The organism is Paraliobacillus sediminis (genome assembly GCF_003426055.1).
The window spans coordinates 408,668-430,052 of record NZ_QJSI01000001.1; the positions used below are offsets into that span (position 1 = coordinate 408,668).

General features: G+C 35.3%; 20 protein-coding genes and 2 riboswitches. Of the genes, 14 read left to right on the forward strand and 6 right to left on the reverse strand.

Annotated elements, in window-relative coordinates; genetic code table 11:
* The first annotated feature begins 224 nt into the window (after positions 1 to 224).
* From D2K60_RS01815 to D2K60_RS01830, 4 genes are all read left to right on the forward strand, one after another.
* The gene (locus D2K60_RS01815) at positions 225 to 1,565 is read left to right on the forward strand and encodes an ABC transporter substrate-binding protein (RefSeq protein WP_117168286.1); all 1,341 of its coding nucleotides are present in this window, start codon (positions 225 to 227) and stop codon (positions 1,563 to 1,565) included.
* 249 nt (positions 1,566 to 1,814) lie between these two features.
* Positions 1,815 to 2,771 carry a carbohydrate ABC transporter permease gene (locus D2K60_RS01820; RefSeq protein WP_117168287.1) on the forward strand — a complete coding sequence of 319 codons (957 nt, stop codon included), beginning with the start codon at positions 1,815 to 1,817 and terminating at the stop codon, positions 2,769 to 2,771.
* Complete coding sequence (locus D2K60_RS01825; RefSeq protein ID WP_117168288.1) at positions 2,772 to 3,614, forward strand: carbohydrate ABC transporter permease; 843 nt, start codon at positions 2,772 to 2,774, stop codon at positions 3,612 to 3,614.
* Between the two features lie 109 nt (positions 3,615 to 3,723).
* A complete protein-coding gene (locus D2K60_RS01830; RefSeq protein WP_117168289.1) occupies positions 3,724 to 4,347 on the forward strand; it encodes a YesL family protein in 624 nt (207 codons plus the stop codon).
* A gap of 48 nt (positions 4,348 to 4,395) precedes the next feature.
* Here the strand turns inward: D2K60_RS01830 and D2K60_RS01835 are convergent, their stop codons facing one another.
* Positions 4,396 to 4,797, reverse strand: a complete 402-nt coding sequence (locus D2K60_RS01835) for a secondary thiamine-phosphate synthase enzyme YjbQ (protein ID WP_117168290.1) — start codon at positions 4,795 to 4,797, stop codon at positions 4,396 to 4,398.
* 119 nt (positions 4,798 to 4,916) lie between these two features.
* Here D2K60_RS01835 and D2K60_RS01840 point away from each other — a divergent pair, with 119 nt between their 5' ends.
* The 3 genes from D2K60_RS01840 to D2K60_RS01850 all read left to right on the forward strand — a co-directional run bounded on the left by D2K60_RS01840 (position 4,917) and on the right by D2K60_RS01850 (position 6,910).
* The gene (locus D2K60_RS01840) at positions 4,917 to 5,297 is read left to right on the forward strand and encodes a RidA family protein (protein ID WP_117168291.1); all 381 of its coding nucleotides are present in this window, start codon (positions 4,917 to 4,919) and stop codon (positions 5,295 to 5,297) included.
* A 69-nt stretch (positions 5,298 to 5,366) separates the two neighbouring features.
* Positions 5,367 to 6,269: a DUF1002 domain-containing protein gene (locus tag D2K60_RS01845; RefSeq protein WP_117168292.1), complete on the forward strand. Its 903-nt coding sequence runs from the start codon at positions 5,367 to 5,369 to the stop codon at positions 6,267 to 6,269.
* 92 nt (positions 6,270 to 6,361) lie between these two features.
* The gene (locus D2K60_RS01850) at positions 6,362 to 6,910 is read left to right on the forward strand and encodes a DUF6241 domain-containing protein (RefSeq protein WP_117168293.1); all 549 of its coding nucleotides are present in this window, start codon (positions 6,362 to 6,364) and stop codon (positions 6,908 to 6,910) included.
* 306 nt (positions 6,911 to 7,216) lie between these two features.
* Here the strand turns inward: D2K60_RS01850 and phnE (D2K60_RS01855) are convergent, their stop codons facing one another.
* The 4 genes from phnE (D2K60_RS01855) to phnD form a co-directional block, all read right to left on the reverse strand.
* Positions 7,217 to 8,014 carry a phosphonate ABC transporter, permease protein PhnE gene (phnE, locus tag D2K60_RS01855; RefSeq protein ID WP_117168294.1) on the reverse strand — a complete coding sequence of 266 codons (798 nt, stop codon included), beginning with the start codon at positions 8,012 to 8,014 and terminating at the stop codon, positions 7,217 to 7,219.
* Entirely contained in the window at positions 8,014 to 8,817 is an 804-nt protein-coding gene (phnE, locus tag D2K60_RS01860; protein ID WP_117168295.1) for a phosphonate ABC transporter, permease protein PhnE, read from the reverse strand. Before phnE (D2K60_RS01860) ends, phnE (D2K60_RS01855) begins: the two co-directional genes overlap by 1 nt.
* Positions 8,807 to 9,586, reverse strand: a complete 780-nt coding sequence (gene phnC / locus D2K60_RS01865; protein WP_117168296.1) for a phosphonate ABC transporter ATP-binding protein — start codon at positions 9,584 to 9,586, stop codon at positions 8,807 to 8,809. The genes phnE (D2K60_RS01860) and phnC overlap by 11 nt, the downstream gene beginning before the upstream one ends.
* 177 nt (positions 9,587 to 9,763) lie before the next feature.
* The gene (gene phnD / locus D2K60_RS01870) at positions 9,764 to 10,672 is read right to left on the reverse strand and encodes a phosphate/phosphite/phosphonate ABC transporter substrate-binding protein (RefSeq protein WP_117168297.1); all 909 of its coding nucleotides are present in this window, start codon (positions 10,670 to 10,672) and stop codon (positions 9,764 to 9,766) included.
* A gap of 370 nt (positions 10,673 to 11,042) precedes the next feature.
* Between phnD and helD the strand changes: the two genes are divergently transcribed.
* The 3 genes from helD to D2K60_RS01885 all read left to right on the forward strand — a co-directional run bounded on the left by helD (position 11,043) and on the right by D2K60_RS01885 (position 15,275).
* Complete coding sequence (gene helD / locus D2K60_RS01875) at positions 11,043 to 13,403, forward strand: RNA polymerase recycling motor HelD (protein ID WP_117168298.1); 2,361 nt, start codon at positions 11,043 to 11,045, stop codon at positions 13,401 to 13,403.
* A 145-nt stretch (positions 13,404 to 13,548) separates the two neighbouring features.
* Positions 13,549 to 14,388 carry an aldo/keto reductase gene (locus D2K60_RS01880; protein ID WP_117168299.1) on the forward strand — a complete coding sequence of 280 codons (840 nt, stop codon included), beginning with the start codon at positions 13,549 to 13,551 and terminating at the stop codon, positions 14,386 to 14,388.
* A 416-nt stretch (positions 14,389 to 14,804) separates the two neighbouring features.
* Positions 14,805 to 15,275, forward strand: a complete 471-nt coding sequence (locus D2K60_RS01885) for an NUDIX hydrolase (protein ID WP_117168300.1) — start codon at positions 14,805 to 14,807, stop codon at positions 15,273 to 15,275.
* A 54-nt stretch (positions 15,276 to 15,329) separates the two neighbouring features.
* Here the strand turns inward: D2K60_RS01885 and thiW are convergent, their stop codons facing one another.
* On the reverse strand, positions 15,330 to 15,827 hold the full coding sequence (gene thiW / locus D2K60_RS01890; RefSeq protein WP_117168301.1) for an energy coupling factor transporter S component ThiW: 498 nt from the start codon (positions 15,825 to 15,827) through the stop codon (positions 15,330 to 15,332).
* 80 nt (positions 15,828 to 15,907) lie between these two features.
* Positions 15,908 to 16,023: riboswitch (TPP riboswitch) on the reverse strand.
* 173 nt (positions 16,024 to 16,196) lie between these two features.
* Between thiW and D2K60_RS01895 the strand changes: the two genes are divergently transcribed.
* The 4 genes from D2K60_RS01895 (at position 16,197) to D2K60_RS01910 (ending at position 21,309) form a co-directional block, all read left to right on the forward strand.
* The gene (locus D2K60_RS01895) at positions 16,197 to 17,168 is read left to right on the forward strand and encodes a ring-cleaving dioxygenase (RefSeq protein WP_117168302.1); all 972 of its coding nucleotides are present in this window, start codon (positions 16,197 to 16,199) and stop codon (positions 17,166 to 17,168) included.
* A 126-nt stretch (positions 17,169 to 17,294) separates the two neighbouring features.
* On the forward strand, positions 17,295 to 18,158 hold the full coding sequence (locus tag D2K60_RS01900) for an HAD family hydrolase (RefSeq protein WP_117168303.1): 864 nt from the start codon (positions 17,295 to 17,297) through the stop codon (positions 18,156 to 18,158).
* A gap of 49 nt (positions 18,159 to 18,207) precedes the next feature.
* A riboswitch (purine riboswitch) is annotated at positions 18,208 to 18,308 on the forward strand.
* Between the two features lie 126 nt (positions 18,309 to 18,434).
* Positions 18,435 to 20,213, forward strand: a complete 1,779-nt coding sequence (ade, locus tag D2K60_RS01905) for an adenine deaminase (protein ID WP_117168304.1) — start codon at positions 18,435 to 18,437, stop codon at positions 20,211 to 20,213.
* A 112-nt stretch (positions 20,214 to 20,325) separates the two neighbouring features.
* Positions 20,326 to 21,309 (forward strand): aldo/keto reductase, encoded by a 984-nt coding sequence (locus D2K60_RS01910; RefSeq protein WP_117168305.1) that lies wholly within the window; start codon positions 20,326 to 20,328, stop codon positions 21,307 to 21,309.
* Positions 21,310 to 21,385 lie beyond the last annotated feature (76 nt).

Genomic DNA, 21,385 nt, shown 5'->3' on the forward strand with positions numbered 1-21,385 from the left:
TATCTTTATCATATGCGTATATGTTAAAATAAAATTACGGTTAAATTATTGACAACCTTGTGTGAGAATGTTAACCTTTTTATAAAGATAGAATTTTTAGTCACTTAAAATACTTACAAGTTGTTGGGGATTATCTATTTTGATTTTGGAGGTGTTATAGATTCAAAGGATTTAATTTTATACATTGTTTGAAAGCGCTTTATAAAAATAAGGGGGTAAAATTTATGAAGAAAAGTTTATTGTTTTTGCTTTTCAGTCTTATGGCTTTAGTATTGATGGCATGTGGAGGCGGTGATGATGATGCATCCGGTGAAGCAGAAGAAACTGCTGTTGTTGGAGATGACATTGAAGACGCTACCGAAATAACTTTATGGACATTCGTTGGTCAGCATATGGATTTATATAGTGATGCAGCTGAGCGATGGAATGAAGAAAACCCAGATCAACCGATCAAATTAAATGCGGAAACATATCCGTTTGAACAAATGCATAATAACTTATTGCTAGCAGTACAATCAGGACAAGGTGGTCCGGACATTGCTGATATAGAAATTGGTCAGTTTTCAAACTACTTGCAGGGTGATGTACAGTTAGAGCCAATGAATGAATATGTAGAGCCGGTTTTAGAAAATGCAGTATCATCTCGATTTGAGAATTATGCACAAGATGGTAACTACTATGGTTTACCTACACATGTTGGTGCAACTGTCATGTACTATAATACAGAAATCATGGACGCAGCTGGAGTCGATATTGAATCGATCGCAACATGGGATGATTTTGTAGCAGCAGGTGAGCAAGTAGTAGCCAATACAGATTCTGTCATGTGGAACGTAGGTACGGAAGATTGGTTGATGGATATGTGGCCAATGATTTCACAACAAGAGTCAGATGCTTTTGATGAGAATGGTGAAGTAACATTAGATAATCAAACTAATATCGATACACTACAATTCTTACAAGATGCAATTTATGAGAATGAAATTGCTGAATTAACTCCAGGTGGCATGAACCAATCAGAAGAATTTTATGGTTATATGTCTGAAGGTGGGGCAGCTTCTATTTTAGCTCCATTATGGTATATGGGAAGATTCTTAGATAATATGCCTGATTTAGAAGGCAAAATAGCTATTAGACCATTACCAGCTTGGGAAGAAGGCGGAGATCGCTCAGCAGGTATGGGTGGTACTGGTACCGTTGTAACAAAGCAATCTGAAAATGCAGAACTTGCAAAAGAATTCTTAGCATATGCGAAACTTTCTGAAGAAGGAAATATTAAACTTTGGACTGAGCTAGGTTTCGATCCTCCACGTTGGGATACATGGGAAAGTGAAGAAGTAAGAGCGGATAATAAATATTATCAATATTTCGGTGATGGAATCTTTGACATGTTACTAGATGTTAGAGAAGAAATTAACCCATTGAATTTCACAGAATATACACCTGATGTTATCAGTGAGTATCATACAAATGTGACACAGAATGTTTTACGCTCAGATTCACAAACGCCAGAAGAAGCGCTTAAAGCAGCAGCAGATGTAGTAAGAGATCAGCAAGATAATTAAATAAGTAAGTCTAGGGAGACAAAAGATATATCTTTTGTTTCCCGCTATTATATGAAACATGTAAATGATCAATCAACCCCACCCTTCTCAGTTGTAAGACTACTGAAAAGGAATTGACACCTCAAAAGCTTGTTGTATCAATTGAAGATATAAACCTATTGTAGAAATAATTATTACTGAGTTTAATAAAGAGGATATTTCATTTAAAATGGAGATCCCGCACTAATTCTAAAAAAAGGAGGTTTTTAAATGTCTTCTGAATTGTCGGAAAGTAAAGTCTCACCTGATTTGCAAAAGAAGCCCTTTAAAGAGCCTAATAAGTTTTTTAAATTTTTAAACTCGAAAAAAGTGGTACCATACATTTTTGTTTTTCCTTTTATTATATCTTTCTTGATTCTCACCTTATATCCTGCTATTCGGGGTATAATAATGAGTTTCCAAAGTATTTTACCTGGACAAGTAGAGTTTATAGCGTTAGATAATTACTCCAGAGTAGCTAATGCAAACTTTTTTAAAGCGTTATCGAATACGTCAATTTACGTTCTACTAACGGTATTAATTTTAACAATCGTACCGATGCTTTTAGCTATTTTATTAGATTCAAAGTATTTGAAGTTTAAGACATTTTTTCGCGCATCATTGTTTATTCCAGCATTAACTTCTACTATTGTTGGTGGTATGATATTCCGTTTGATGTTTAGTGAAACAGACTCTTCGGTAGCTAATCAGATTGTTAGTTTATTAGGAGCAGAGTCCGTTGATTGGCGTTATAATGCTTGGTCAGCTATGTTTTTAATGGTGATTCTTGGATCTTGGCGTTGGATAGGTGTTAATTTACTATACTTTCTTGCGCAATTACAAAGTATACCTGGAGAGTTATATGAAGCTGCAGATATAGACGGGGCAAGTGGATTTCAAAAAATGAGATTTATTACTATCCCGCATTTAAAACCGATTATTATATTTGTAAGTACAATAACAATAATAAATGGATTTAGAATGTTTGAAGAAAGTTTCGTGTTCTGGGAGACAAGTTCTCCAGGTAATATTGGTTTAACAGTTGTTGGTTACATATACCAACAAGGTATAGGTCAAAACGACATGGGCTTTGGTTCAGCAATCGGTGTAGTATTAATGTTAATTATATTTGTAATTAGTATCATTTATTTGATACTTACAGGAACATTCAAGAGAGGTGATGAATAAATGGACTCGAAAAGTAAAGGTAACGGATTAAAGTGGCTTGCGACGATAGGTTTTGGTTTTGTCTCTTTAATTGCTTTATTCCCAATTATCGGACTATTGATTTCATCATTTAGACCATCATCTGATCTAATGAGAGACGGCATCACCTTTAGTATTGATTTTAGTAAGTTGAATTTTGATAACTATGCGTATATTTTTCAAGAAGCATCTCAATATTGGACTTGGTATGGTAATAGTTTAATCATTTCAGGAATGACAATTATTTTATCTTTGTTCTTCTCGTCTATGGTTGGATATGCATTGGCAGTATATGAATTTAAAGGTAGAAATCTATTCTTTGTTCTTGTTTTGTTAATCCTTATGATTCCTTTTGAAATATTGATGCTACCATTATACCAATTGATGGTAAGTGCACAAATTGTAGATACTTACTTCGCTGTAGTACTACCATTGATCGTTGCGCCCGTAGCGGTATTCTTTTTCAGGCAATTTGCTTTAGGTTTGCCAAAGGAACTGATGGATGCGGCGAGAATTGATGGAAGTACGGAGTATGGTATATTTTTCAGAATTATGCTACCATTAATGGGGCCTTCATTGGCTGCAATGGCAATTTTACAAGGTCTTGCTAGTTGGAATAACTTCTTGTGGCCATTACTTGTATTACGCTCAAATAGTATGTTCACACTACCAATTGGTTTGGCTACCTTATTAACACCGTATGGTAATAATTATGATATTTTAATTGCAGGATCTGTATTAACGATCATTCCTATTATTATCTTGTTTATTTTCTTCCAACGATATTTCGTTGCAGGACTGACATCAGGTGGAGTAAAAGGATAATACGTATAAATTATTAAGAAAGATCGTAGTTTTCTACTTTGCATTATAAGAGAACTACGATCTTTTTTAACAAAATATTTAAATTAAGAATAAAAGGGTGGATCACAGTATGAATGCTAAAAGTCTAGTGACAACTTTAGATAGAGTAATGTATTGGGTAACGAAACTGGCGCTTTTGAATTTTCTTTTTATACTGTTTTCGGTCTCTGGTTTGATTATAGTTGGTATATTTCCGGCTGCGGTTGCAACATTAGGTGTTTCAAGAAAGTGGATAATGGGACAGTATGAAATTAAAGTATGGTCAACGTTTAAACGGATATTCCGTGAAGAATTTATTTCTTCAAATATTATAGGTTGGATATTAACTTTAATTGGTGGTATTTTTTATTTGAATTATAAAGTTATCGTAGAATCACAAGGTGATATATTTTTTATAATACCCTTTGCATTCTATTTGGTTATTTTTCTATATCTCGTTATTGTGTTTTGGGTTTTTCCATTAAATGTACATAACTATGCTAGTGTGATGCAACAATTTAAGAATGCCTTTATTGTAGGGATGACAAAGTTACCTATCACGATTGCAATGATGTTGCTATTATTCTCCGTTATGTTTTTTTCGTTGGAATTTCCAGTGTTACTAATTTTCTTTACATTTAGTATAAGTGCAACAGTGTGGATGTGGTTATCCATGCGCGTCTTTTCTAAGGTGCTAGGCGATAACGAAGAATAGCTAATAAGTTGAGAAAAGATTCCGCCTACTAGACGGAACCTTTTCTATTTAACTTCGTATTACTTTTGCATGAAATTTCCGCTTGCGTGGCCCATCAAATTCACAGAAATAGACCCCTTGCCATGTTCCAAGTACAAGTTTACTGTTAGAGATGACTAGTGTTTGTGCATGTCCCACTGTACTTGTTTTTAAATGGGCTGCGGTATTTCCTTCCATATGCAAATCCTTTTGATGCTTCCAAGGAAATACTTCTTCTAATCTCCTAAGAAAGTCTGTTTTTACATCTGGATCCGCGTTTTCATTAATCGTTATCCCTGCTGTAGTATGCAAGGAAGTAATAATAATAATACCATCTATAATTTGCTGTTCGGCGATCCAATTTTCAAGAATTGACGTGACATCAATCATTTCAGAATGATCCTTCGTACTTAAATAAAAAGTGTGCTCCATCTTAAAATCCATCCTCTCAATTTTTAATCTAGCTTAATTGTACTAAAAAAATCATAATATGTTAAAATTCTTAATAGGTATATTAAAAACATCCCGAATTAGAAGTAGGAGGAAATCTTATGACACTAAAAAAAATCCAAACTGACCAAGCACCACAAGCAATTGGACCGTATTCACAAGCTATTGACTTAGGTGATCTTGTCTTTGTATCAGGACAAATCCCTCTAGACCCAGAATCGATGGAAGTAGTGACAGGTGATATTACGGCACAAACAGAACAAGTTATGAAAAACTTGCAAGCTATTTTAACAGAAGCAGGACTTACGTTTGCAAACGTAGCGAAGTTTACTATTTATATAACAAATATGGATGACTTTGCTGCAATTAATACTGCTTATGCAAAATTTTTAACAGAACCATACCCTGCAAGAGCAACCGTAGAAGTTAGTAAGCTTCCTAAAGGTGTTAATGTCGAAATGGATGTTATTGCAAAACGATAGTAAGATAAGTAGGATTCTACTACTATAAAATAGAAATGGACATGCATTTCTAAAGGAGATTAATCTAAAATGAAACGTTTTAAAACACTTTTAGTCGTTTTTATTATAGCAATGTTAAGTGCTACTTCTGTAATGGCCAGTACAGACGATTCAACTAGCATTGATGAAAAGAATGGATTACCACGCGTTGTTTATGGTGATGCCTTATCTGAGGAACAAGTTAGAGAAGTTCAGAATTTGTTGAATGTGAATGATCCTGCAATGGTTGAAGAATACACTGTTACGGGAGAAGATCTAGCGAATTATATTGGTGGAGACGCAAGTTCAAATATGTATTCATCAGCTAAAATAACGAAAAAGAATGAAGGTCATGGTCTCGTCATTAATATAGTTAATTCTGAATTCATTACCGAAGTGACTAATGAAATGTATGCAAATGCCTTATTAACGGCAGGAGTTGAAGATGCAGAAGTGGATGTTGCCTCCCCAGTAAAAGTAAGTGGTCATTCTGCTTTAACTGGTATTTATAAGGCGTTTAATGTTGATGGAGAATCTTTGGACAAAGATCGGATGGAAGTCGCGAATGAAGAACTAGAGATTGCTACAGATTTAGCAGATGAATCTGGTATGGACCAAGAAAAGGTTAGTGAGTTATTAACAGAAATTAAACAACAAATTGCAGAGCAAAATCCTGCTACAAAAGAAGAAGTTGAACAAATAGTACAAGAGCAATTAGACAAATTAAACATTGAGTTAAGTGACGAAGATCGCCAAATGTTGACTGATTTGTTTGAAAAAATGCGTTCAATTAATATTGACTTTGGGAATGTCTCTAGTCAGTTAGATGACATAGCAAGCGATATAAAGAACAAGATTCAAGATGTAACAAGTGACACAGGTTTTTGGGAAGGTGTTAAAAATTTCTTTAAAAATTTAATGGACAGTTTAAGAGATATTTTTGCAGCTGAATAAAGGAACGTCTTATAGTTGAAATAGCATACCATTATTTGGTATGCTATTTGTATAAGCTTTATGTTAACAATTAGTTGGGTAGAGGTGATGTATTGAGAATTTTCGGATGGATAATTTCTATATTAGTTGTGATCTTAATCGCTGTGGTTGGCTATTTTGGTTTTATCGTATATCAAGACTTTGTAGATGACCCCAATGAAGATGAAAAGACATCGGAAGTTGCTGAAACTGAAGAGGCACAAGAAGTAACAGAACTCTCACAAGAAAAATTTGAAAATAACGAGGGTTCTGAATTGAATCCGTTTGGTGATACTATTATAAAAGAAGAACTAGATGATGAAGACTATCAAGAATATATTCATCAGATGTCCCATCAAAAAGTTATAGCGGATGAAAAATGGGGATTTTATTTAATCACGGATGAACGAATTATGTGGTTGCTAGAAGGACTTGACGAAGTAGATTTGGGTGAAACAGAAGCTACTTATAAAGGAGTTTTACAACGCTGGGAAAATGGGGACTTTTCTCAAGTAGATCAAGATCATAATATAATTTGGAGATTACAAGGTGGTACTATTGGTAAGGCTACCGGGATAATGAGTGAATCAGCCGAAGAAGCTTTTATAAATAATGAACAATAGGAATGCTTGAATTTAAAGTAACCTTAAAAAGGTAGACAATTTATTAAAGGCAAAAGTTCGAGAGTGTATCGGACGCTTGCCTTTAAGTTTTGACATTTGCCATGAAGTAGCACTACACGTTAACAGTATCTAATACTAACGGACAATCGAATGCTTTTAATCTTCACCTTGCATTGCAAGTGGTAATTCTTGACGTATGTTCAGATTTTGTAAAAGATGTAAGTGATCTGTTGAGAAACCATAATTAATTTCTTTTTAACCAAATAGAAGAGGCATCCTTTATTAAAGGATGCCTCTTCTTCATAATTATACGAGACGTTTACGAATATAACCGGAAATTTGATCAATTATTGTTACTACGACAATGATTGCAAGTAAAATCATGCCAACTTCTTCCCAGTTACGATTCAAATATGCAAAGGTAATTAATGTACCGATACCACCTGCACCAACAACACCAAGTACAGAAGAGGCGCGGACATCGATTTCAAAACGATAAATTGCATAGGATAAGAATTCAGGTAAAACCTGAGGGAAGATTCCGTAAAAAAGAATCTGTAATTTATTTGCTCCACTAGACTCTAAGGATTCAATTATATTCATATCAATTGATTCAATAACTTCTGAGTATAGCTTTCCTAACATTCCGGTAGAACCAATAGATATAGCTAACACACCAGCAAAAGGATTTGGCCCAACAGCTGCAACAAAGATTATTGCTAGTATAATCTCAGGAAAAGCACGAACGGCACCAAGAATCCACATACCAATAGTGTTTAAAAATTTATTTTTAACAATATTAGAAGCACATAAAAATGAAAGTGGTATAGCAATTATCGCTGCTGTAAATGACCCAGTATAAGCAATAAAAACTGTTTCAATCATCATTTCTATTATAGTCGGTGTTTCCTCAAAAGCAGGATTAAAGAATTTAGGAATAATGCGATCAAAGTTTTCAATCGTACGCATACTAAAAATAGTATCCCATTTGATGTTAACACTAGTGAAAGTCCAAATATAAATTGCCGCTATAACTATGGTACTAATAACACGTTTCATTATTTTCTTTCGATCAATTGGTTTAGAGGGTATATTCGCTTTCATTATACAAGTCCCTCCCTTAATTTACCGCTAATATAATCAATTATAACTACCACAGCAAAGATGATAAGTACGATAACGGATACTGCTGGATAGTTCAGGAAATTTATTTGTGAGTTAATTAATTGACCGACACCACCGGCACCAACTAATCCAAGTACAACAGAAGCTCGGATATTTATTTCAAAAACATATAAACTAAATGAAATAAACTGTGGTAATACTTGTGGCATTACAGCAAACCAAATCGTTTGCAATGCGTTACCACCGGAAGCTTTGATAGCTTCTGAGGGATTCATATCAATTGATTCAATTGTTTCACTTAATAATTTAACCAAAATCCCAATTGCAAAAACGGTTAATGCAATAATCCCTGGAAAGACACCAATACCGAATAAACCAACAAAAACAACGGCTAAAACAATATCGGGAATCGTTCGGATAATATTTAAAATAAATCGCATACTACTGTATAAGTATTTATTTGTTGTAATATTTGAGGCAGTTAATAAGCAAAAAGGAATACTGATAAGAGTAGCCACAGTTGTTGAGATTATTGCCATATGGATTGTTTCAAACAACTTTTCCCAAACCATCCCAGCAAAACTCCAGTCAACTGGGAAGAAACGCCCAACTAAGTCTGTAATATTACCGATGCTCATAAAGAAATTTATGATAAAAGATTCGGTTGTAATCGAACTAATTAAATAGAAACCAATTACAGCAACCAAAGAGAGTGTGATAATTCTTTTCGTTTTTAAGGGATAAAGACTCTTTGGAATAAACTTTCCTTTGTTATTCGGCATCTTCCGTGCCCCCTCGCATATCTTCTTCACGAATGGTGCGCCCGTATATTTCTTCAAATGTCTGTTCCGTAACCTCCGATACAGGACCATCATAGACTACCTCACCAGCACGCATTCCGATAATTCGGTCGGCATATTCCATCGCCATATCAATAAAGTGTAGATTAACTACTGTTGTAATGTTATCTTCCTTATTAATCTGCTTTAAATATGTCATTACTTGGTGTGAAGTTGGTGGGTCTAAACTTGCCACTGGTTCATCGGCTAAAATAACAGTTGGTTTTTGCGTTAATACACGTGCGATGCTGACACGTTGTTGTTGCCCACCACTTAGTTCATCTGCGCGACTGTATAATTTGTTGTCAATGTTAACGCGTTTTAAATTCTCGTATGCGAGTTCCATATCTTCTTTGGAAAACATGTTAAAGATACTTTTTAGTGTACCTGTATAACCAAGTCGTCCAGCAATAACGTTTTTAATTACTGTAGAGCGGTTGACAAGATTATAGCTTTGGAAAATCATACCAATCTTTTTGCGTAATTGGCGTAAGTCGTTTCCTTTATATTTTAAAATATCTTCATCACCGACATGTAACTCTCCACTAGTTGGTGTTACAAGTCTGTTAATACTTCTAATAAAAGTAGATTTACCAGCACCTGATAAACCAACAATAACAACAAATTCACCTTCATTGATTTTTATGTTTATATTCTTAAGTCCTTCTGTACCATTTGGATAGGTAAGAGACAAATTTTTGAATTCAATCACGATGCATAACCCCCAATGTTTTTTCTGATTATTTACTATAATTATATATTACTAGATTCAATGTATAAAGGTGGAAAAGTCACTAAAATTTCATATGTAATGAAAAACAGGAGAGAAGCACGCATCTCTCCTGTAATATGGGATAACGATATAGAAATTCTTAACTTTCAACTATTTTTAAAGATCGTCAATTGTAATAGAATCACTAAACATTTCATACGTTTCACGAACAACGTCGTACTCACCGTCATCAGCTTCTATAATAGCGTCCCAGTTATATACCTCATTCATAATAGTGATCATTTCTTCATCATCATTAAAACTTAAAAATACATCTTTAATGTTTTGTACCAATTCATCATCTAACTCAGAAGTAACAGAGATTGTATCATTTGGAATTTCATTCGTATATTCAATAACTGTTAAAGCTTCCATGATATCTGGATATTCCTCTTCTAATTCTGATCTTACATCATCAAAAGTCGTTGCAACATCAGCGTCACCATTATAAACCGCAATAGCTGAGTTATCATGACCACCAGTTTGAACAGACTCACCAAAGAATTCAGTTTCTGGATCTTCTACATCAAATTCTGTAGCAATTTGTGCAGCTGGGAATAAATAACCACTTGTTGAAGTTGGATCACCATAAGCCCATGTTGTTCCTTCTAAATCAGCTAAAGTTTCGAGTCCAGAATCAGAACGAACTAAGTATTGTGCAACGTAAGAACCACTGCCATAACGTTCAGACTTTAATATAACTTCAACATCATGTTCTTGGTTTGCTAGGACATATCCAAATGCTGGAACAAAGCCGATGTGTACTTCATTCGTACCCATTGCCTCAACTAATGCAGTGTAGTTTGTCATTACGCGTCCTTCAACTTCTATATCTTCACCAAGTTCTTCTGAAAGTTTCTCTGCTAATGGCGCAATTGTGTCTGCAATTGTATCAGACTCTTGAGAAGGTACGAATCCCATAATAATTGTCTCAGGATTTGCATCACTACCTGCGCTAGAACCACAACCAGCCATTATTAATACAGTTACGAGTGCTAAAAACATACCAGCAAAAATTTTCTTCATTTGTTTATATCCCCCTAATACTTTTTAAGTTGCTCTTTTATTATGCACGATTTTTACGAAGGATGCTAGTCTATTTACAAAATTTTAATGAAAAATTTACAAATTTTCTGTATATTTGTGAGAGGATATAACAAAACGTTCGTGTTTTAATCAAAATATCCATATAAAGGAATATTATTATGTGTTGTAATCTTAATTTCTAAATAGGGAAGTATAAACAAACATATACTAGTACAATATCTCGTGTGATCAAACAATTCGTATTTTAAGTTAACATATGGCAAGATAATATAGGTTAATCTATATGATTTAGTATAATAGATGTTAAAATAGGTCAAAAGAGAGTAAGTAGTAGTTAGGAGTGATAACCATGGATGAGCAAAAGAAAGATTGGCCTGAGGAAAAAGCAAGGGTTGATCACGTGGTGCAACGAATTAAACTAAAAATGGATAAATTAGGTGCACATGTAAAAACATTAAAAAATCGGGTAATAGATATTCGTAAGAACTTTTGGGATGATGTAACGGTTAATATAGAAGAGATAGATGATGTAGTTGAAACACAAGCAAGTTTGAAACAGCAAGCTGAGTTTCTTTCGGAAAGAGAGAGAAGTCATGGACAATTATCCAAGGAACTTAACACATTAGATCGTTTGAAAGATTCCCCTTATTTCGGTCGTATTGACTTTGTCGAAAATGAGGATAAGGCAACAACTGATTCTATTTATATTGGTGTTGCTTCATTAATGGATGAGAAGGAAGAAGATTTTCTGATTTATGATTGGCGTGCTCCAATTTCTAGCCTTTATTATGATTATCAACCAGGGGAAGCGTCTTATCAAGCTGTTGATCAAGTAATAGATGGTAAGATTACCTTGAAGCGACAATATATAATTAAGCAAGGCCAATTAAAGGGAATGTTTAACACGGGTTTAACAATTGGCGATCGATTATTGCAATCTGTACTAGGTACGAATGCAGATACGAAAATGAAAAGTATTGTGGCAACAATTCAACGTGAACAAAATCAAATAATTAGAAATGAACGCAGTAATATCCTTGTAGTTCAGGGTGTTGCTGGTAGCGGGAAAACTTCAGCAGCACTTCAACGGGTCGCTTATTTACTTTATCGTTACCGTGAAAATTTAAAATCGGAAAATATTGTGTTATTTTCTCCAAATCCGCTTTTTAATAGTTATATTGCTACGGTATTACCTGAATTAGGTGAAGATAACATGAAGCAAACAACATTTTATCGATATATTGATACACAACTAGGTAATCAATTTGCAATTGAGTCTCCCTTTGATCAAATGGAATACTATCTACAAACAAATAATCACAGTATTGATCCAAGAATTACAGCTATGCGCTATAAGGCAAGTATAGATTTTAAAGATCATATTGATCAATTTATTGAAACCCTTGCAAGAGAAGGGATGGTATTTCGAAATGTTCGTTTTCGCGGTGAATTAGTTATTTCCAAAAGGAAGATCCGTAACTATTTTTATGCGTTTCCTTCTAGTTTAAGCATTACACTTCGTATAGAAAAGGTGATGAAGTGGATACTGAACCAACTAGACGAATTAGAAATAAATGAACGAGAGAAAGATTGGGTACTTGAAGAAAGCGAGTTATTAGATAAAGCTGATTATCTAGATGTGTATCAACAATTAGAAGATGAAGCGCCATTTTCCGATGATACCTTTATGGATGCGTCAAGAGAGGAAGCGTTACTAAGGAAAAAAGTAACGAAAGACAAGATTAAGCCATTAAGACAAAAAGTAAAGCGTTCGTACTTTATTGATGTTAAAAATACGTATCAACAACTATTTGAGAATCCTGAACTTCAAGAAAATAAACGTGATATGCTCCCAGAAAACTGGCATGCTATTTGTGCAGTCACATATGAAAATTTACGTACTAACTTTTTGTCATGGGAGGATGCAACCCCTTATCTATATTTTCAAAATAGGTTGAAAGGTTTTCAGGCAAATCGAGCGATTCAGCATGTATTTATTGACGAAGCACAAGACTACTCGCCGTTTCAGTTTGCTTATTTGAGAGAAATATTTCCAAGCAGTAGGATGACGTTACTCGGTGATATTAATCAAGCCATTTATGTGCATGCATTAGAAGAAGATAACATTTTAGCAGACCCAACTGAAGAAAAACATGAGAAAATAACACTTACAAGAAGCTATCGATCAACTAAACCAATTGTTGATTTTACGAAAGCTTGGATGCCACAAGGGGATCAAATTGAGGCATTTAATCGAGATGGTAAACTTCCTGTCTTAATGGAAGTTGATAATGTAGCGATCGCTTCAGATAAATTAAGTGAAGCCATTAGTACGTATCAATCAAATGGACATCAAACGATTGCGATCATATGTAAAACAATGCAAGAAAGTGATAGAGTATATCAGACTTTAAAACAACATTTTGATGTGTTATTAATGGATCAAAGTACGCATACATTTCAAAAAGGTATATTAGTAATACCTGCCTATTTAGCTAAAGGGATAGAGTTTGATGCTGTTATTATTTATAATGCTTCAAAAGCACGTTATCAAAATGAATTAGAAAGAAATCTATTATATACAGCGTGTACAAGAGCAATGCATGAATTATTCGTGCTGTCACTTGGTGAAGTCAGTGAATTTGTTCAACAAGTTCCGAAAGATCGCTTTATTCATTATAAGATTCTGTCAGTTGAAAAAGACAACTAGAAATGAGGCATTCCACTGTATGGTGGGATGTCTTTTTTCTTAATATAGCGCTAATGAAAGCGTAATTATAAGATCGTATTTTTTCACATTAAGACAAAATTATGAGATAATGTCTTAAATAGATAATTATAAGGAGGAGTAAAGGATGTTTGAAAATTTACAAGCAACAACAACGCTACATAATGGTGTTAAAATGCCATGGTTAGGTTTAGGTGTATTTCAAGTAGATGATGGAGACGAGGTAATGCATTCTGTGACATCTGCCTTAGAACATGGATATAGAAGCATTGACACCGCAGCGGCATATAAGAATGAAGAAGGAGTAGGGAAGGCACTTGCAAAAGCAGGCATTCCCCGTGAAGAATTATTTATTACTTCAAAGTTATGGAATGGTGATCAAGGTTATGAATCTACATTAAAAGCTTTTGAATCAAGTCTACAAAAACTAGGGTTGGATTATTTGGATTTATATTTAATTCATTGGCCAGTCCCTGCAGAGGATAAGTTCAAGGATTCATGGAAAGCGATGGAGAAACTCTATAAACAAGGAAAGATTCGTGCTATCGGTGTTAGTAACTTTAAAGAACATCATTTAGATGCGTTAATTAAAGATGCTGACGTAGTGCCAATGGTTAATCAGGTAGAATTTCATCCTCATTTAGATCAAAAATCATTGCGTGATTATTGCAAGAAGCACAGCATTCAAGTTGAAGCATGGTCTCCATTAAAACAAGGAGAACTATTAGACGATCCTACACTTAAGAAAATTGCTGATAAATATGGAAAAACGACTGCACAAGTTATTATTCGTTGGGATCTTCAAAGTGAAGTAATCACGATTCCAAAATCAGTGAAAGAACACCGAATTGTTGCAAATGCAGCTATTTTTGATTTTGAGTTATCACAAACGGACATGGATACGATTAATGGTTTAAATAAAGATGAGCGTGTTGGACCAGATCCAGATACGTTTAACAAAGTATAAAAAAAGTGGCGCTTCACAAAGCGCCACTTTTTTTGTATCTTATAAAGGGTAACTTTCACAGAGCGAAATAGGCATTTAAGTCATGGTAAACTTGAGAAGCCTCGTAATCCAAAATTGCAGTCGACATTGTGCCCCTTTCGTAAGCATCATTGTTTCATCTTGCGAAAGTGATAGAAGATGCAACGTAACATACCGCTCTGGAAATACACTTCGCTTTTCGTGCCTGCGGAAAGGGAGCCAATTTCATTTGAGGGGCGGGTCAGGAAATTCTGTTATTTCTGCGTTTATAGTTGTTTCGTAATAAACGACAATCTTTTAGAAAGTAGTTTTTAAAAAAACTGTCAACGATTCGCGCGTATGTTTTTGTGAGAAAGTTGTGTTTTAAATCAAATAAATGTTCGAAGGGAGAGGTGACGATGGATTATATTAGTTATGTTCGATCAATGGTAGGACAGCAACCAATTATTATGGTTGTAAGTGGTGCGATAATCTTTGATGAGCAAAGACGTGTTTTGCTCCATTTACGTGCGGATACTCAAACATGGGGATTCCCCGGTGGTTATATGGAATTAGGTGAATCGGTAAAGGAAACCGCAAGAAGAGAGGTTTTCGAAGAGACAGGTTTAAAGATAGGCACGTTAGAGTTGTTTAGTATTTATTCTGGTGAAGGTAATCAAAAAACATTAGCTAATGGTGATCAAGTGTCACTTGTACAGCATTGGTTTACATGCGAAGACTTCACAGGAGAGTTAATCAAAGAAAACGAAGAAACATTAGATACAGCATTTTTTTCATTAGACAAATTGCCTGAAAACTTGTTTCTAAGCCAAATGAAGGTAATAAATGATCTACAGTCAACTGCTAGTAAACCGATAGTTAGAGATTAGTGATAAAAGGGTTTCCGCTGGCTAAAGAAACCCTTTAACACGAATCAATAAGAATTAAGATTGTATATTATTTGGGACAAGTGTATGCTGTTTTATTCTCGATAAAACAAATACCCCAAGTATTGCTCCTGTACAACTACTAACGATAAAGCCTGGCACAAATGCTAATGCTCCCGCAGACTGTCCTAACACAATATTAGCAATAGGAACAGATAGTAGCGATCCAATTACACCAGTACCAATTATTTCTCCAGTTGCTGCTAGTGCCTTTTTCTTTGTCCAACGATAGAAGTAACCAGCGAACAACGCCCCAATCATTCCGCCTGGAAAAGCTAATATCGTACCTAACCCTAATAAATTACGCAGTAAGCCGATTACAAAAGCAATAATTACAGCTGGAATGGGTCCTAGTATGACTGCAGCCATAACATTGACAGCGTGCTGTACGGGATAAGCTTTGGCAATTCCGGTTGGAAACCATAATAGTTGTGCCCCTACCGTACCAATTGCCACAAATAATGCCATCGTGGTTAATAATCTCGTTCTATTCATTCAAAATTCCCCCTATTAAAAAAATATTCAAAATAAAAAGCCAGCTCCTCAAAAAAAGGACCTGACAGTATCTACGAATGTAAACGATTCGGCTACTTCCCTCCGCTAGTACGAACTAGATTAGGTCCAAAAGGGTTAAAAAGCTTAATCGCGCTTTTCTCTCAGCCTATGCATATAGGCACCCCTAGTAGTTAATATGAAGTTATTAGTTAAAGCATAGCATAAGAGGATTGGAACATAAAGGGAAATTAAATAATATCATCACAAACATTTATCTTGAATTCGAGATAAAAAACGTATATAATTAAAATATAGTCAAATAGTAAGCTATCGTTAGTTTTAGAAAGATGATCTTAAGGAGTGATTGAAATGGAATTAAAGGGAATTCACCATGTTTCTGCCATTACAGCAATAGCTAAAAATAATTATGATTTTTATACGAATATACTAGGAATGAGACTTGTTAAAAAGTCTGTTAATCAAGATGACACAAGTATGTATCACTTGTTTTATGCGGACGAAGTTGGTAATCCAGGAACAGATTTAACCTTTTTTGAAATTGTACGTGCTGGTCACACATATCAAGGGAATAATAGCATTTCACTAACTTCCTTACGCGTTCCTACTGATAGGGCATTAGTTTATTGGGAAGAACGTTTTAAAGAAAAAGCTGTGACATATCAGCCAATTGCTGAACAATTTGGTCGTAATGTATTGTTTTTTCAGGATCCTGAAGGACAAAGGTTAGTGCTTGTTTCTGATGAACGAAATAAAGGAGTTGCAGCTGGTGTCCCTTGGGATAAAAGTCCCGTGCCAAAGGAATTTGGCATTACTGGTTTAGGACCAGTTAAATTAACTGTACCTGAGCTAGGTCCTACTACGCGAGTGTTAACTGATATACTAAACTTTCGATATAAAGGAAGTTATCCAGCTTATGTGGACGGCCAACCTGAAATAGAGGTCTACGAAACAGGTGAAGGTGGTACTGGTGCAGAAGTTCATATCGAGACGCGAACTGACTTATCACGTGAACGACCTGGTCGAGGTAGTGTGCATCATGTTGCATTTCGCGTCGAGGACGAGGAAGAACTCGCAGCCTGGCATAAAGTTATTCAAGAAGCGAGGATGCCGAATTCAGGTTTAGTTGATCGGTATTATTTCCAATCGCTCTATTTTAGAGAACCGAATGGTATTCTGTATGAATTAGCGACAGATGGACCAGGTTTTGCAACAGATGAGGCAATAGAATTTTTAGGAGAGAGCGTTGCGTTACCTCCATTCCTAGAGGAAAATAGAGCGTCAATTGAAGCGCGATTAAAACCTTTAGATACAATTAAATAGTAGTGTGGAAAAAGGATGACGCTTAAAATGCGTTGTCCTTTTTCTTAATAATTAGGAGAGGTAACGGTCAAAATGCTATACTAGCCTAAGAGATATCATATGCGAAATACTTCAGGGGGAATATAAATGAACAAACTTGCGGAGCCAAAAGCAATTTTTTTAGACATGGATGGAACAATTTTAGATCATCACAATCAAGTTAGTCAAAATACAAAAGTAGTAATTGATAAGTTACGAGCAAAAGGGATCCCTGTTTTTATTGCAACAGGTCGTTCTCGTGAAGAAATTTTCCCGATCGTTCCAGAAGGATTTACAGTTGACGGTATTATTAGTTCAAATGGTATGACAGTTTATTTAGGTGATGAGAAAATCAAAGAGCATACGTTATCTATTGAATTAGTAACAGAAATAATAGAAAAAGCACGTGAAAATCGTGTTTATTATGAATTGTTTCCAGCAGTTGGAGAGCGGTTAGTATTAAAAGAGGACCAGCCTATACTGGATAACGAAATAGAAGATCCACAACCAGAGAGTGTTGGTATTAACGAATGGCTATCAAGAAAAGAAGCGATGGATGGTCAGATTAAATGGGTTGATTCAATCGAAGAACAAACTTTTTCTAAATTCTATTGTTTTAGTAAAAGTAAAGCACATATCAATAATTGGATAGCTATATTAGATGACCTAAAAGAGAAAATTGATTTTACTACATCTTCCTCTTCGGAACATAATGTAGAAATTATGGTTGCCAACGTTAACAAAGGAACGAGTATTCAACTGATATTGGATCAACTAGATATTACTGCGAATGAAATATTAGTGATGGGTGATAGTCACAATGATTTGCCAATGTTTGCATTAGCAGGACAGACAGTAGCAATGAAAAATGCCGCACCTGATATTAAAGAAATAGTCGATGAAGTCACCAAGCATACTTGCGATGAAGATGGTGTGTATCATTATTTGATGGACCGATTTTTCGCGAAGTGATCAGCACGGTTAATTGACTAAAATTGTTTGTTGTGATAAAAAGAATAAATAAATTTTAATAAAGTATACATGTATAAGCTTGGGAATTGGCCTGAGTGTTTCTACCAACTGACCTTAAATCATTGGACTACATGTGAGGAATATCGATTGATTAGAAATGGCTAATGGCTTATCACATCATCGCTCCTACATGTCATAGCCTTAGGTTATATAAGTTTACCTTAGGCTATTTTTGTATATTTTTTTCTGCAATAAAATAAAAAGGGGCATTTCAATATGAAAAATAAGTTATATCAAGTCAATCATTTATTAGCAAAAGTTGCTTTAGGAGAAGAGAAAGCCGACATAGTAATCCAAAACGGTACTGTAGTAAATGTTATAACGGGTGAGTTAATTGACGCATTAGATGTCGCGATTTCAAACGGTCGAATCGCCTATGTTGGAAAAGCCGATCACACAATAGGTGTTGATACAACGGTTATTGATGCGACTGGTCAATACATCGCTCCCGGTTTAATGGATGGACATATGCATGTTGAAAGCACCATGCTGTCTGTCACCCAATTTGCAAAAATTGCATTAACTAAGGGAACAACCAGTATTTTTATGGACCCGCATGAAATTGCTAATGTATTCGGTTCAGAAGGTGTTCGTTTGATGCACGATGAAGGACAACAACTACCATTAAATGTGTTTACTACTTTTCCATCTTGTGTTCCTGCAACAGAAGGTTTAGAAGATGCAGGTGCAGCATTAACGGTTAAAGATATTGAACAAGGCTTAACATGGGATAACGTGGTTGGGCTTGGTGAAGTAATGAATTTCCCTGGTGTCGTTTATGGAGATCCGAAAATGTTAGGCGAAATTAATGCAACGATAAAAGCTGGCAAAGCGGTAACGGGTCATTTTCCAGATGGTACGGATCAAATGTTACAGGCATACATTACATCTGGTGTTACTTCAGATCATGAGACCGTTACACGTGAACAAGGTTTGGAAAAATTACGTTTAGGCATGTATGTGATGATTCGTGAAGGTTCTGCATGGCATGATGTCAAAGAAGTGATTAAAATTGTAACAGAAGATAATGTGAATACGGATTATATTTTATTGGTGACGGATGATGTATATCCACAGACACTTGTCGAACAAGGCCACATTAATCATGTCGTACGCCGCGCCATTGAAGAAGGCGTCGACCCTGTAGATGCTATAAAAATGGCAACACTTAATGTCGCGCGTTATTTTAAAATGGAAGACGATTATGGAAGTATTACACCAGGAAAATGTGCCGACATCATATTACTTGATAATTTAAACCAAATGAAACCAAGTACGGTTATGATTGATGGAGAAATAGTGGTAAGTCGACAAGCATTGACGCTTGCACTTCCTTCCTTTACGTATCCAGATCATATTAAACAATCGATTCATGTCAAAGCTCCCTTGAAAAAAAGTGACTTTGTAATAAGCGCAAAAAACAATGAAATAAATGCAACGGTTAATGTGATAAAAGCAATTGAAAATAGTGCACGTACTGCGCTCGCTGAAGCTATTTTGCAAGTAATAGAAGGAGAAGTACAAGCGGATATTTCACAAGATGTGATTAAACTAGCTTGTATTGATCGGCACCATAAGTCTGGAGATATTTCAGTTGCATTCACGCAAGGTTTCCAACTAAAAAGTGGTGCAGTTGCATCTACCGTAGCGCATGACAGTCATAATTTACTAGTAATGGGCGCAAATGAGGATGATATGGTCATAGCTGCTAACGAACTTATTGCATCTGGTGGCGGTATGGTAGTTGTCGAAGATGGTCACGTCTTAGCAGAAGTGTCGATGCCAATTGCTGGTCTGATGTCTGATCAACCTGCTGAACTAGTTGTAGAACAGGTGAAAGAATTAGAGAACGCGTGGAAAAAACTTGGATGTCCTATTCACGCACCATTCATGACATTTTCGCTAATTGCGTTACCTGTTATTCCCGAAGTTCGAATTTCTAATCGAGGCTTGGTTGACGTGACTAAGTTTGAATTAATTGATGTTGTAAAATGATAGTCAGTTATTCACGTTATAAGCATCAATTAAATCAAAATGCTTCTTTCGGCTAAAGATATATAGTAAACTAGTAGTGAAAACGCAACCATAACTAAAGGAAGTGACTAGAGTGCAATATAATCAACTAGGAAAGACTGATTTGAAAGTAAGTGAATTAAGTTTTGGTACATGGGCTATTGGCGGTGCATGGGGTAAAACAAATGATACGGAAGCATTAAAAGCTCTCCAACACGCAATGGATGCTGGAGTTAATTTTTTTGATACAGCTGATGTGTATGGAGATGGGCATAGTGAAGAACTCTTAGCAAAGGCTACAAAAGGAAAAGAATCTGATATACACATCGCTTCAAAGTTTTGTCGTGCAGGTGATGTACATGATTTTGAAACATATTCAGAAAAAACTGTAACAGCATACTTAGAAAATACGCTTAAAAGATTAGATCGTGATCAACTTGATTTATATCAAATTCATTGTCCGCCATTAGAGATACTAAAAGATGGCAGTGTATTTAATGTGTTAGACAAATTAAAACAACAAGGTAAAATCCGCAACTATGGTGTTAGCGTCGAAACAGTCGAAGAGGGATTATTATGTTTAGAGCAAGAAAATGTTAGTACGCTCCAAGTAATCTTTAACATGTTACGACAAAAACCATTAGAAGAACTATTTCCAAAAGCAAAACAAGCTGGCGTAGGAATAATAGCTCGTGTTCCGCTTGCGAGTGGTTTATTAACAGGGAAATTTAGTTCTAATCATCAATTTGAAGCGGATGATCATCGCAAGTTTAATCAAAATGGTGATGCATTTAATGTGGGCGAGACATTCGGCGGTCTACCTTTTGAAAAAGGTGTCGCACTTAGTAATCAACTTAATTGGATTACAGAAGACAGAGGGAGCATGACCCGTGCTGCATTAAAATGGATTATGCAACAAGAGGGAATCTCAACAGTTATTCCTGGTTTTAAAAATGTCCAACAAGTAGAAGATAACCTTCAAGCAATAAAGGTACCAACGTTTTCTACTGCCGAATTAGAAAAGCTCAAAACATTTTACCATGAAGAGGTACATCAACATATTCGCGGTGGATACTAAATAGATAAGGCTTACTCTTGATAGGGTAAGCCTTCTTTTTGTTTTAACTTCTTGTTTAATTAAATTAATTAATATA